Source organism: Paenibacillus sp. JQZ6Y-1 (assembly GCF_040719145.1).
GTDB lineage: Bacteria > Bacillota > Bacilli > Paenibacillales > Paenibacillaceae > Saccharibacillus > Saccharibacillus kandeliae.
Map to the genome: position 1 here is coordinate 376303 of NZ_JBFDUZ010000003.1, position 14073 is coordinate 390375.

The window sequence follows — 14073 nt, forward strand, 5'->3', positions numbered from 1 at the left end:
GGGAAAGGAAGGGTTCAGTTGTCATTTTGCTCATGTGCCTGCATTCCTTTCCTTCCATCTCATTTCTGGATTCAAATACCGATAGGACAGATCGACTGCCGTATTCACCACAAAGACAATCAGCGCCATAATCAAAATATAGCCTTGAATGAGCGGATAATCGCGTTGCCGGATTGAATCTACGATCAGCTTGCCAATGCCCGGATATGCAAATAGCACTTCAATGACGATAACACCGCCAATCAGACTCCCCAGACTCACGCCAAATACAGTAATAACTGGCGGCAGACTGTGACGCAGCACATGAACACGGAAAATGCGCCATTCTGAATACCCACGCGCCCGCGCCGCTCGCACAAACTCTTGACTGAGCGAATCCAGCAGACTGGAACGCAGCAAACGCACATACACGCTAGAAATCGCCAGTCCCAGTGTCAAGGAAGGCAGGATAAGTGAAATCCAGCCATCGCGCCCCATCGTCGGTAGCCAGCCGAGTCGCACACCAATCAGATCAATTAAGATCAAGCCCAGCCAAAAGCTAGGCACCGCTGCTCCAACAATGGACAGCAGGCGACTCAGATGGTCGATCCAGCTACCGCGATATAATGCTGACAGCGAACCGAGCGGCAGCGCCACCAGCAGCATGACCAGCAGAGCGCCCATCGTCAATTCCAACGTTGCTGGTAGTCCAGACATGATCATCTGCATGACTGGTTGTCCGGTTACATATGACTGTCCAAAGTCCAAACGGACAAAATCCGCCAGCCACATGCCATACTGCACCAATACCGGTTGATTGAAGCCCATCTCTTCCTTGAGCGCTTCTACCTGCTCACGGCTGACAGATAACTCCTCCACATTCAAAATGGTCAGCACCGGATCGCCCGGCGCCAACCGTATAAACAGAAAGCTAATCAACGTAATCAACAGGACAAAGCCTATCGTCTCGATCAGCTTCCGCACAATAATCGAAAGCATTACATCACATCCAGTTGGTTGGTGATCATATAATATTCACTGCGCGTCGTAACCCAGTGTTTTACCTTGTTTTCGTTATATGCCACAATCGTTGCCGGATGCAGGACAAAGGAATTGATCACATTGTCATGCACATAATCCGCCGCTTGCTCTGCCAGTACTGCCCGATCCTCCGGCTTCACGGTCCGATTGAGCTTGTCAATAATCGCCGTCAGCTGCTTGTCGTGCGCACCACTAAAATTCAGCGCTCCGGTTGGATGATACGTCGCGTTCAGATAATAGCCTGCATCCCCGCGCGGTGCGGTCAAATTGCTGTAGGTTGCCAGATCCCAGTCGCGATTGGATGCCATATACTCTTCGGGTGTATCAATCTGGCGAATCTCCACCTGAATGCCGATTCGTCCGGCATCCGATTGGAACACCTGCGCAATAAGCGGCAGATCGGCGCGGGCAGAGTAGGTCAGTAGCGTCATTGTTAGCGGCTGACCATCCTTTTGCATTACACCATTTTGCAGCGTATAGCCCGCCTGTTTCAATTCTTCCACGGCTGCCTGTTCCCCAGAAGGCGATGGTTCATAGGTCGGCGCAAAGGGCAGCGATGGCAGAAATGGTCCAACCGCCGGTTCACCGTATCCTAGCAAGATGCTATCCACAATCTCCTTGCGATCAATTAGCGCATCTACCGCACGGCGTACATGCACATTCTGCAATGCCGGACGCTCCATATTCATCGTCATCTGATGCACACGAAATGTCGATGTGGATTCTACCTTGATGCCATCCTGTGCATCCAGTGTTTCCAGACTTTCCACTTCTGGACGGTATACAATATCCACCTGCCCAGATTTCAGCGCCAACGAACGTGCATTGGCATCTTCGTTAAAGGAAAAGGTTACTCCGTCCAGCGGCGACGCACCATCCCAATAGTCTGCATATGTTTCCAATTCCAGCTTACTGCCCGGTGTGAATGAAGTCAGCGTAAATGGTCCTGTACCAATCGGCTTGTTGACGATATCACTCTCGCTCACATCAATGATCGACGTGTTTGGATTAACCAATTCGGATACAAATTCGGGAAACGGCTCCGTCGTCATAATATTCAACGTATTGCCGTCCGCTTCTATACTTTGGATTTTCAGCGCATGTTGAACGCCGATATTCTCGGTCGTAGCGCGTTCCAGCGAGGCTTTGACTGCCTCACCAGTCATCGGCTTTCCATTCTGGAACGTGACATCATCGCGCAGATGAATTTTCCAATATTGTCCATCCTCGCCTTCCCAGCTCTCCGCCAGCCACGGTGCCACCGTCAGCTGATCCTCATCCAGCCGTACCAGCGTCTCGGCAATGCCCGCACGAATCGGTACATAACTGGAATCGACATGCGGATCAAGCGACTGCGTAGAGAAATTGTATAAAAAATGCACATGCTTACCCTGCTCCTGCCCATCTGCACGTGGCGAAGATGGCGAGCAAGCACTTAGTACAAAAAGGAGTACAAGAGCGATAGACAGCAGAGGAATACACTTTCTTTTCCCCTTGTACTCGCTTAATCTGCTTAATCTACTCGCTCTGTTTAACGTGCTTGGTCTACTTGGTCTGTTTGACCCGCTTGCACCAAATGTTAAGCCGCCCTGTATGAAAGACCAAACAGATGGAACTGCTTCGGTCTGTGTCTCCATTCTATATGTTATGTCCTCTTGTTGCCTGCCTCTAGCTGTATGTGTATCAATTGGCTTGTTCATGTGATCGAATCTCTCCCCCATATGTATAGCTGCTGAGCAGCCGTATATCGTTATTCATTCATTTATTAGTAAAGTTTACGATTTACATCTTATCGTAACGATTACGATTTGACAAGCAAAAAACCGGTATTCTATCATTAAAGACAGAATACCGGTTGTTCATATGTTGATGGGTATATATCAAATATGTTTTCTTTTTCAACCTGCTGCAAACTAGCTGCGCAGAGACTAAACTAGCGTTTTTACAATCCTATCATCTGTCATCTGCATAATTCTTCATACGCTCGGAATATGCAGCTTCCAGCATATTCTTAGTAATGATACTCTTTCGGTACAAAGCAAGCAGCGATTAGATAGATCAGCAGGCTGGCTCCACTTGTTACGAAAATACTGATAATAAACAGAATCCGCAGCAGACTTGCATCCATATTCCACATTTGTGCCAAGCCGCCGATCAGACCTGTCGTAATCTTATTGTGGTTCGAACGGTATAATTTTCTCATCATTTTCAATCTCCTTTTCATAATGTACGTATACAAAATACGATTATCGTTTGGCTCCGGCGTTATCGCCGTTGATTGTATGTTCACGCTCTAGTTGTTGAGGATTGCACCATCAGGACACGATGGCAATCAGGTGATGTCAGTGCATTCGTTGTAGCTGATTGATTTTCTTTTTTCCTGTTCCATTCCTTTTTGTTTCGTCTTGCTTTTATGTTACTTGACTATACACGCCCTTCAAACCGTCCAACGACTGTTTTTGAGTTTGGACTTTGGTCGGGGACGAAGCTGGACCAGCACACCTTATGTCGCCATGATTCTTCCATTTTCCTATGCTACTGCTATTTTGTTTTCGAGAGACGACTCTTGCTTTTTCAAGACATGACGCTTAGAATACACTTATTAAAAGTATTATCAAAAGTAAATCTATCGTTAGCAAGGAGTTTTTTTCCATGAATCTACCGACTCATAGCACCCAGCATGTCAAAAAAATAAATACCGAGCTAGTCAAGCAAACTCTGCGCACTCACGATACTGGCACCAAAGCGTCCATCGCCCGCTTAACCGGTTTGAGCGTCGCCACCTGTGGCACAATTTTGAATGAACTGGTGCAAACCGGTGAGATTATTGACCTCGGCACTGATGAATCGAGCGGCGGTCGTCCTGCGAACCGTTATCGTTTTAACGCCAATTATGCGTGTATGATCTGTATGATCGTACGCACCGAAGGTGGAGTACATACGATCACGTGCGCCGTTGCTAATCTGAACGGCGAGCTGATGGAGCATACGATCCATCCTGTGCAGCAGATTGATGTTCCTATGATGGAGCAGCTGTTGGATGGGTTGATGGACACATATACGCATGTTCGTGCGATTGGCATTGGTATTCCGGGCGTTGCACGGGGCGATCAGATCGGCATCTGTGATGTGCCACAGCTAGCAGATCAGCCACTCGCGCGTCTGTGGAAGGAGCGATATGAGGGTGTAGAGATTTTGCTAGAAAACGATATGAATCTGACTGTATACGGGCTGTATCAGCAGTTGCAGCTGGAACAGGATCGTAATTTTGCGATTGTTACTTTCCCGCGCCATCATTATCCGGGTGCTGGCTTTATCGTGAACGGTCAGCCGATGAACGGCAACAGCTATTTTAGCGGCGAGATTTCCTATTTGCCTTATGGTGTTAGCCGTGAGCAACAGTTGGAGATGCTGCAATCTCCTGACCAAGCTCGCGGACTGATTATACAGTCGCTCATATCCATTATCGCTATTATTAACCCAGTGCAGATCGTCATTACCGGCGACTCTATCACCACTGAGATGCTGTCCGAACTGGATGCAGGCTGCCGTGCCATCATTCCAGACGAGCATATGCCAACGCTACTCATTCAAAACGACACTCGCGCTGAGTATCTGAGCGGTCTAATCACCGCCACATTAGAGCGTCTCACGTATCATATTCAGTTAATCGAGCGCCGCTAACCAACAGGATAACAGCTACATATTCCTGCTGCCAATCCTGTTACCAGTACCAGTCACACCAGTCACACCAGTCACACCAGTCACACCAGTCACACCAGTCACACCAGTCACTATAAAAGTGTAGATGTCCCAAGCCTACTGCACTACATACATCAACACTTTATTCACAAAATTGATCATCCACCATCAGGAGGACCTTGCTTATCATGGCAAATTTACAAACAGACACACCAAAGCGCAAGCTCAATACTATTTACATTATGCAACTGGTCACTATCTTCCTCGGCTTTATCGTGTTCGGCATTTCGGAAAATATCAAAGGACCTGCCATTCCGCGCATTCAGTTCGATTTCAACCTCAATGAACAGCAGCTGGGAACTCTGTTATCACTCAATGCGCTTGGCTATCTGATCGCTTGCTCCTTCACTGCCATTCTTGTCCGCAAATGGGGCATCAAAATCGTCAGCATTCTTGCGTTTGGCTCTATGGTGCTGTCGGGCGTGTTTATTTTCCTGTCGCATACATATCCCTTATTCTCAGCATCGTATTTCTTTATGTATATTGGTAATGGTATGCTAGAGATCGCACTAGCAATTCTAGGTGCGCGCATCTTCGTCAAAAACACAGGCATGATGATGAATCTGTCGCACTTCTTTTATGGGCTTAGCTCAACCGTCGCGCCACTACTCGCTACAGGAGTGATGTCGCTAACGCTATTCGGACATGAGCTAGACTGGCGTGGCATGTATCTGGTGATGCTGGCGCTTTGCCTGCTGCCCATTCTGACTGCGCTGCGCAGTACATTTCCCGGCGACGATCTACCGCATGAAGATCGAATCTCGCTAAATATGCTGCTGCGCGATCCAGCACTATGGATGATGGTAATGATTCTGTCCTCTGGCGTAGTCTCGGAATTGGCAGTCGGTGGCTGGTTGGTTAACTTTTTGGAGAAAGCATACGCTTGGGATACGGTCAAAGCATCAGGGCTGCTATCCTCCTTCTTCCTCGTCTTCTCACTCGGTCGACTGCTGCTTGGTCCGCTGACCGACCGTATTGGCTTTGTGCTGTCACTGATCATTTTCTCAGCATTCTCGGCGATTTGTACCTTTGGTGCACTGAGCGGCGGTGAGTCACTAGCATTTCTATTCGCCTTATCTGGCGCTGGGATTGCGATCATTTACCCGACCGTGATGGCATTTATCGCTCGTCGCTATCCGACTGGCAGCGATACCGCAATTACATTTGTCGTGACTATGATGGGAATCGGCAGTGTCATTGGGAACTATGTCATTGGCTGGATTATCGAAGGTGTAAAAAAGATGTATGGTGCAGATAGCACGATTGGACTGCTCCGCGGATTGCAGGCGGGCTATGGATTTATCGGCTTATGCGCAGCTGTCTGTGCAGTATCGGGGATTGTACTATATGTGTATTTAAAACGTAAACAGGAACTGATTTGATAAGCAGCCTATTCATTCGCTGGATACATAAAAGATATACCTGTTCTTCTCTGTTCTAGATGATGTATCATGGATACTATTCCAATTGCTGGAGGTGCACTGCATGTTATTTCGTAGGGTTCGAGGTATGTAGCTGTCGGGCTGGATCAAAACGCGTACCAGCTGCCATGGGATACGTCTGTCCTCTGGCTTCATCTGCTGCATCATCACGACCAACGGAATGACAAGAACTTCATCTCTTCCGCTGCTTATTCCTCTCAATTTGGAAAGGCGGAACCCTTTATGAACGAACAAGACTATCAGGCATTTTATGAACAGGTCGGCAAAACCAACGGCTGGAACTTTGATTCCATTCGCTGTATCAGCGAAGGCACATCGGTAGATCTCTATCATCACGTACAAGACTTGCTGCAACCGCATCATGTATTGCTGGATATTGGTACTGGCGGCGCAGAAGCCTTGCTGCATCTGACATCGAGCGCAGCCTTGCTCGTCGGCATTGATCAATCGGCTGCCATGATCCAGACAGCGCGGCGTAATCAACAGGCTGCGGATGCTAATCATGTACGCTTGCTAGAAATGGATGCCAACGAGCTGCAATTTCCGAATGACTTTTTCGATATAATCTCCTGTCGTCATGCTCCCTTTCAGGTGCATGAAACTGCGAGAGTGCTGCGTCCCGGTGGCTATCTGCTCACCCAGCAGGTAGCTGAAAAGGATAAATGGAATCTCAAGCAGGCTTTTGAACGCGGACAGGCTTACGATGTGCCGCATGGTACATTGCAGCGTCAATATATGCAGCAATTGGAGCAAGCGGGATTTCGGAATGTAGAGATCGTCGAATCAGAAGTACGCGAATATTACCAGTCAGCCGAAGACCTGATTTTCCTGCTCAAGCATACGCCGATCATTCCCGGCTTTGGACAGCATGAGAGCGATTGGCGTACATTGCATCATTTTATCGAAACCCATACGACCGAGAAAGGCATTTTCACTACAGCCGCGCGGTTTATGATCATCGCCAAGTTGGTATAAATATAGAGTAAACTACTTCTTATACGAATGGAGTGACCGATATGCTGTACATTCTGGCAATCTTTCTGCCGCCGGTTGCCGTACTGTTCTGTGGCAAACCGGGTAAAGCAATTCTGAACCTTATCCTCACCCTCATCGTTTGGCTGCCGGGCGTTGTGCACGCGTTTATTGTGATCAGTCAGACAGAGAACGAGAAGCGCAATCGCAAAATGCTGGAAGAAGCTGGACGTTATCGGTAACGGATAGGATATAGCAGTCAGCGCTTCGTAGCTGTAAGCAACATAGATCGTATTCAACGGTAGACCGTATTCTATAGAGCATATGTAAAAGGCTTACGCTACAGGTCATTTTCATCGACCGTAACGTGAGCCTTTTATATTTTATATTCTAGTGCGACAGATCATACTCTCCTTGCAAAATGAATGGTGTATTACGTACGCCCAATCAGGAACGAATCGTCAGACTTTTGCCCGCGTTATCCCAAACTAGATTGCCATGAAATGCGTTGACGAGCGAAGCCGCCTGCACATAGGTTGTATCGCCGATCAGACGCCCATCCTGTAAGGAATGCCCATCCACCGTTGCCGTTTTGGTGGCAGAATCAAAACCAATTGCAAATCCAAATACCGATTGCAATTCGCGTAATGGAACATAGTCCATGTTGTCGATTAACAGCCCAGCGGCATGTACCGTTCGCCCATTATGAATATAGCTTACCATCGTCGGTGCCGGTTGAGTGGTAGGAGCGGGTTGGGAGTTTGTACCATCAGATGACTTAACTTCTGTATGTCCAGCAGCATACTGCTGAAGCAGCTCTAACCCACCATGGAATTGATTCAGATCAACCGTTCCGCTAATTCCATCTACCTGCCCCGCATCACTATACTGCCAAAACGTCCATTGCTTCCATGCTGTCGTATCCTCTGGTGACATCCCATTACTGTATCGGGCGATCCATAGATCGTATGTGCCTAGCGCAGCATCAAAATTCTGCCCAAACGCATTCCCCGTATAGACAAGCGGCTTGCGTCCACTAAGCCGTTCTACATGTTGTAAAAAAGCCAGCGCAACTTCATTGATTGTCGCCCGATCTACATTGGACGGATTGTTCTCGTAATCCATCACGAATGGTAATGCCAATGAGCCTACCGATTGCACAACGCTAATAAAATGCGCTGCCTCCGCCTGAGCTGCTGCCACGGAGGTTGCTGTTAGAAAATGATACGCTCCCACCAGCAAACCTGCAGCGCGTGCACCTTGTACATTGCTGCTGAACGTCTCATCTTGAGAATTGGCGCCTTGACTCGCTTTGACAAACACAAACACCTTGCCTGCCGCCTTCACCTTATGCCAATCAATCGCCCCTTGATAATGGCTCACATCAATTCCCTGCGCATTGCTACTCTGCCCTGCTTGCATGGAACATTACTCCCTTCAATGGTTGAAGTGGTGAGGATGACTATTTACTTGTATATTTTGCAGATGGTTGCGGCTGGCTGATGATCAGATTATTCATTGTATTCGCTTATGGTATGCGCTGATGACATGATTCACTCTCGCCTATGTATATTCCATATAAAGGAAGTGAAACGTTTTTGATATTCGGATAAGCATGTATAAGATAAGCGAAATTGAATGAAATATTATATGTATTGCAGATGTTGCTAATCAAATATAAAAAAGCATTAGCAAACAATAAAAGGCTTACGTCACTTGCCGAAATGATCGACAGTAACGTAAGCCTTTTTGAATCAGATTACCATACTGTTACGTTAGAGCTACCACTGCTTTGGTAGCCTTCTGTTGCCAGCACTTGATAGGACATTTTGCTGCCTAGGTTCATACCGTGGCTTGCCCATGCTTTCACGTGGTTGCTGAATGTGATGGTAGCATTGCTGCCCGTTGGACGCTTCGTTTGACGAACACTCCAATATTGAACGAATGTGGAGCTGTTGCCTTCGATCGAAGGTGCGTTGTAACGCATCGTTGTGTAAATGTCGTACGTTCCGCCATCACTCGTTACCGTCCCTTTATATGTACCTGTTGGACGGTACGTACCCCAGCTATCGACAACATAATACTCGATCAGCGAATTTTGCGTCCATCCGTACAAAGTCAGATAGCCATTGCCCTGCGGTGCAAAGGAACCTGCATTGTAGTTGATTACACGGTTTGTTGAACCGACAGTCCAGCCTTTCCCAACGACAAAGTTACCTGTGTTTTGCCAGTTTACACTGTAGTTGCCGCCGCTACCGTTCACTGCGTTAACCGTACCGCCGCCATCTGTCCAGTTTTGCCAGTAGTCTGTCGCAGCGCTAGATGTAGCGGCAAACATACTGGAAGTCATCGTAACAGCAAGCAGTGTTGTGAACAATTTCTTTTTGAATTTGAACATGGTATACCTCCCTGAAGGAATTAGAATGAATAACAGATCCAATCGGCAATCAACTTACAATATCCCTACGACATCGTCTATACCCCGTATGATTTCGTTTGGTACCATCAGAGCTGAACCTAGCTATGTCGGTTCAGCTTAGCATAGTGATTCCTTTTATTGCAATATGAAATTTAAGATGTTCAAAATTGGTAAATTATTCCTCACCTCCTGATTCAAATTATAGTATGGACCAGAAATCATCACAATTTATAAATTAAAGGTGTTTACCGTTAATTTCTTAGCAAATGTATACGCTTCCATTTCAGATTGAAGAGGATCACCTACTTAGTACCAATACAAAAAACACACCTGCACCGCAGATGTGTTTGCTTGATTGCACCTATTCATTTAGCGATTTTCCTGATGTTCCGTCCGTTGCAACCATTCCCTTTTCAATACCGCATACAAAAACGTATTCTCATATTTCGGTGTACCATCTGCATACTTCGTAAACGATATAAACTCCATCATACAGCCTTCCTGCCGCATACCAAGCTTCTCGCATAGCTTTTGCGAACGGAAGTTATCATCCTCGACATAGGCATACAATCGGCGCGCATCCTTTTCAGTAAACAGATAATGCAGCAGCGCTTCTGCACTTTCACGCGCCAGCCCCTTGCCTTCATAACGAGCATTGAAATTCCACCCGATGCTGAACGTATCCGACTCCTTCTCCTCCTGCATCATAAAAAGTTCCCCGATCAGCGCATCATTTTCCTTCAAACTCACTGCCAAATGAGCATCATCGTTGGTGCGCTTCTGCACTTCCGCCACCGCGTCCTCCAGCGTATCCATTTTCCCTTCCAAAAAGCAGTTCACCCGCGGGTCAGACGTATACTCAAACAATCCCGGCGCATCTGCGGTTATAAAGTTCCTCAAAATCAAACGATCCGTTTCGATAGGTTGCATGTTATGGATCCCTTTCTCGCGTATAGAGTATGTAGGTGGGTCTGATTTGCATAGCGAATGGTGTAGATTCTTTTGTTTTATTATCCCGCTTGGTTGATGTAAAAGTCAAAGTGGTGTCTGAGTTTACATATAGGTAGGTGGTTGTTAGTTGAGGAATTCCAACTGGATTTAATTACGCGTTAGAATGGTAAAAATCGTTGTACATATGGGAATTCCCCATTTCGACATAGAGTGAATTAAAAGCAAAAAGAGACACAGCATGATCTGTGTCTCTTTTTTATCAACCAACAAAATGTGTGGTGTGAGTATCTAGAAAGTTCATATTCATTTAGAAACGATATCTTTTTCTGAAGCTTTTAACGTTCTTCCACAACTTCCATCGTCTTCGCCTTAAAATCATCCAACATTGCCCGCACTTCATCCGTCGAACGAGCGCTCATCAACTCATTCCGCAGTTCACTTGCCCCGCGGAACCCACGCACATAAATCTTGAAAAACCGTGGCAATGGCTTAAACGAACGCGGTTCAATCGCCGAATACTTATCATGCAGATCCATATGCAGTCGCAGCAAATCCAGCAATTCCTCGCTACCATGCTCCTGCGGCTCCATTTCAAAAGCAAACGGATTACTGAAAATCCCCCGCCCGATCATCACGCCATCTACACCGTACTGCTCCACCAGCTTCAACCCTGCCGCCCGATCCGCAATATCGCCGTTAATGGTCAGCAACGTCTGCGGTGCAATTTCATCCCGCAGCTTCTTAATCTCGGGAATCAGCTCCCAGTGCGCAGGCACCTTGCTCATCTCATCTCGCGTCCGCAAATGAATCGACAGATTCGCAATATCCTGCTGCAAAATATGCGTCAGCCAGTCCCGCCATTCGTCCACTTCACTAAAACCAAGCCGCGTCTTCACACTGACCGGCAGCCCGCCAGCTTTGGCAGCCTGCACGATTTCACCAGCTAATGCAGGACGGCAGATCAGCCCGCTCCCCTTGCCATTCTCAGCAACATTCGGAACGGGACAACCCATATTGATGTCGATGCCTTTGAAGCCCTGCTCCGCCATGCCAATGCTCATCTGGCGGAAATACTCCGGCTTGTCGCCCCAAATATGAGCCACCATCGGCTGCTCATCCTCAGTGAACATCAGCCGCCCGCGTACACTATGGTGTCCCTCCGGGTGACAATAACTCTCCGTATTCGCAAACTCCGTAAAAAACACATCCGGTCTAGCCGCCGCACTCACCACATGACGAAACACTACATCCGTCACATCCTCCATCGGTGCCAGTATAAAAAAAGGCTTCGGTAAATCACGCCAAAAATTGTCTGTCATGTTAAAAACCCTTTCGTTTTGCATATAGCTGTGAGTCTTTATCCTGTGTGTATGGATAGTTATTAGACGTATATGATAATTGTAATTCAAAAGTTTTCACTTAGATTCAGTGAACATTGTATCGCCTTATATAGCGAAAATCGCACTGTAGTAGACATGAGTAGATCAACAGTAACTTTACTGAACTCAACTATTATACTAGATTGTACAACAAAAAAAGAGAGTTAATTTAACTCTCTTCACTAATTTATTTATATTCTCGGATCAATTCTGCTCAATCTGTAAGGTATACCATACTCAATCTTGCTTTCCTTCTTAGCATGGTATGTATACAACAGGGGTAAATCTTTCATTCATCGAGATTTTCACTAGTAATAGCTCATGCTTCTACAGACTCCTTGATTGCTTTCATACATTTACTATCATTTTATTCGGAACTAGGATGTAATTTTTCTAACCCAACATGTAGCAGTAACTCATACGTCTTATCCAAAGTTTTGTCGTTGGGAATATAAACGATGAATCCATCTCGACCTCTTGTCAAAAGAACTCTATAACTATTCAAACGTATTTGATGTGGATCTTTGCATCTAGATTTCCCTTTAAATTGTTTCCAATCATCATGATCCCATAAAAGATCCTCTCCCCAACATACGATTGGCATATCAAGCTCCAATCCCTGACAGGAAAACTCGGTAACGACCTTATTAAGCTGACAACAAGAATACTTGCTCCCGGAAGGCTCATTATACCATTGACCTAGTTTTAATGATTTTGTAGTCTGATACGAATTATCAATCCCAAACCTTGGTAAAATAAAAGATTTTGAGGAGCAAACAAGACCATATCTTTTGATATTAGTATTCTCATATCTTTTTTGACAATAGTTTTTAGCGCGGATAAGTTCTCTCGTAACATACATCTTGAATCCTTGCTTGCGTACTATTTCACTAAAGTGTTTTGCTTCTGAGATTTTCCGATCAAGCAGGCTAGCCACAAATTTTGAAACATCATCTGCCAAATGCGAACGAAGTGATACATTTAAATCTAGCTTTTCAGAAGTTATCACTTCGCAGATATCCTTAAAAACAGGTTCAAGCTTTGGTGGACAAATGACTAACCACTCTTTATTTCCTGCCTCAATAGCATCTTTCCACTGAGTGATGCCTGCTTCTTCACCGTTATGTATCTCTTGACCCTCGCCAACAAGACCAAGCATTACAGACCAATCCGGTATGCTCTCAGCAATCTCTACAATCAGGTCAGCTTCAGACTTATTTATATTGTGTTTCTCAAGCACCTGATTTTTATCCCATAATCGTTGTGCCTCGTCAAACACGATAATATGCTCTATAGGTACACTCCGTTTATGAATTGCATATTCTTTAATATAACTTCTAAGCGAACTAACAAAGGTTTTATTTTGAAGAGCATGCTGTAATACTTCAACTAAAGGTCCATTTCCTGATAAAAATACAGAACGGCAATCTTTGCCATTGTAAGTTTTATGAACAAAATCTAGGCCTAATAACGTTTTTCCTGCTCCAGGTACACCCGTTACTAAAGCTAGTAACCTTTTTCCTGTTCGCATTGCATATGTAGTAATGTCCATCAAAGTAGTTACCGCTTCAGGAATCCCTACGCTATTTGCTTTGCGTATGTATGGTAAGTCCTGATTATGATATATAGTTTGAGCAGCACTTACCAAGGTTGGTAAAGGTAGATATTCACCTGCAAGCCAATCCTCTAATTTAATTTCTTTATGGACAGAAAGATGTGGTTCAATAAGCTCTGCGAGTTTATCAGGCGTGCAAACAATAACATTGTCATACTTCCGATGTTTCCCACTCACTTTTGTAGGCACAAGATAAGGAATTACCTCTAATTCATGAGAAGCACTATGATAATGCTTCAAATCTCGTGCATATGAGGATACCTGATCTACATCTGCTCGCGTAATACCACTTTTCATCTTATACTCTAATACAAACAATCGGTTGCCTGACAGCAAGAGAACGTCGGGTCTTCTTCCGCCTTCTCTAGGAAGCTGATACTCAAAAATAATAATACAATCATATTTCAAACATAATTGAAAGAAAGGCAGGCTTTTGATATAACAATCGTCCCACGCATCAACTTGCTCCTTACTTGGGACTTCGCCCATCATAGAGGTGTAGTTATCTTGCAT

12 protein-coding genes are annotated in these 14073 nt (G+C 45.7%); 4 read left to right on the forward strand and 8 right to left on the reverse strand.

The window, feature by feature from the left end:
* Positions 1-30 precede the first annotated feature (30 nt).
* From nikB to ABXR35_RS17930, 3 genes are all read right to left on the reverse strand, one after another.
* Entirely contained in the window at positions 31-978 is a 948-nt protein-coding gene (gene nikB, locus ABXR35_RS17920) for a nickel ABC transporter permease (protein WP_367063394.1), read from the reverse strand.
* Positions 978-2498 (reverse strand): nickel ABC transporter substrate-binding protein, encoded by a 1521-nt coding sequence (gene nikA, locus ABXR35_RS17925; RefSeq protein ID WP_436669387.1) that lies wholly within the window; start codon positions 2496-2498, stop codon positions 978-980. Before nikA ends, nikB begins: the two co-directional genes overlap by 1 nt.
* A 533-nt stretch (positions 2499-3031) precedes the next feature.
* The gene (locus ABXR35_RS17930) at positions 3032-3226 is read right to left on the reverse strand and encodes a PspC domain-containing protein (protein WP_367063395.1); all 195 of its coding nucleotides are present in this window, start codon (positions 3224-3226) and stop codon (positions 3032-3034) included.
* 446 nt (positions 3227-3672) lie between these two features.
* On the opposite strand from ABXR35_RS17930, the gene ABXR35_RS17935 reads away from it, so the two are divergent.
* The 4 genes from ABXR35_RS17935 (at position 3673) to ABXR35_RS17950 (ending at position 7438) form a co-directional block, all read left to right on the forward strand.
* Positions 3673-4704 (forward strand): ROK family protein, encoded by a 1032-nt coding sequence (locus ABXR35_RS17935; RefSeq protein ID WP_367063396.1) that lies wholly within the window; start codon positions 3673-3675, stop codon positions 4702-4704.
* Positions 4705-4910: 206 nt separating this feature from the next.
* The gene (locus ABXR35_RS17940) at positions 4911-6164 is read left to right on the forward strand and encodes an MFS transporter (RefSeq protein WP_367063397.1); all 1254 of its coding nucleotides are present in this window, start codon (positions 4911-4913) and stop codon (positions 6162-6164) included.
* A 282-nt stretch (positions 6165-6446) separates the two neighbouring features.
* Positions 6447-7199, forward strand: a complete 753-nt coding sequence (locus tag ABXR35_RS17945; RefSeq protein WP_367063398.1) for a class I SAM-dependent methyltransferase — start codon at positions 6447-6449, stop codon at positions 7197-7199.
* 41 nt (positions 7200-7240) lie between these two features.
* Positions 7241-7438: a YqaE/Pmp3 family membrane protein gene (locus tag ABXR35_RS17950; RefSeq protein ID WP_367063399.1), complete on the forward strand. Its 198-nt coding sequence runs from the start codon at positions 7241-7243 to the stop codon at positions 7436-7438.
* A gap of 205 nt (positions 7439-7643) precedes the next feature.
* Here the strand turns inward: ABXR35_RS17950 and ABXR35_RS17955 are convergent, their stop codons facing one another.
* The 5 genes from ABXR35_RS17955 to ABXR35_RS17975 form a co-directional block, all read right to left on the reverse strand.
* Positions 7644-8618 carry a GH25 family lysozyme gene (locus ABXR35_RS17955; RefSeq protein WP_367063400.1) on the reverse strand — a complete coding sequence of 325 codons (975 nt, stop codon included), beginning with the start codon at positions 8616-8618 and terminating at the stop codon, positions 7644-7646.
* A gap of 337 nt (positions 8619-8955) precedes the next feature.
* On the reverse strand, positions 8956-9594 hold the full coding sequence (locus ABXR35_RS17960; protein ID WP_367063401.1) for an endo-1,4-beta-xylanase XynA: 639 nt from the start codon (positions 9592-9594) through the stop codon (positions 8956-8958).
* 390 nt (positions 9595-9984) lie between these two features.
* Positions 9985-10545, reverse strand: coding sequence for a GNAT family N-acetyltransferase (locus ABXR35_RS17965; protein WP_367063402.1), 561 nt, complete (start codon positions 10543-10545; stop codon positions 9985-9987).
* Positions 10546-10901: 356 nt separating this feature from the next.
* A complete protein-coding gene (locus ABXR35_RS17970) occupies positions 10902-11885 on the reverse strand; it encodes a tRNA dihydrouridine synthase (protein ID WP_367063403.1) in 984 nt (327 codons plus the stop codon).
* A 427-nt stretch (positions 11886-12312) separates the two neighbouring features.
* Positions 12313-14073: a DNA/RNA helicase domain-containing protein gene (locus ABXR35_RS17975; protein ID WP_367063404.1), complete on the reverse strand. Its 1761-nt coding sequence runs from the start codon at positions 14071-14073 to the stop codon at positions 12313-12315.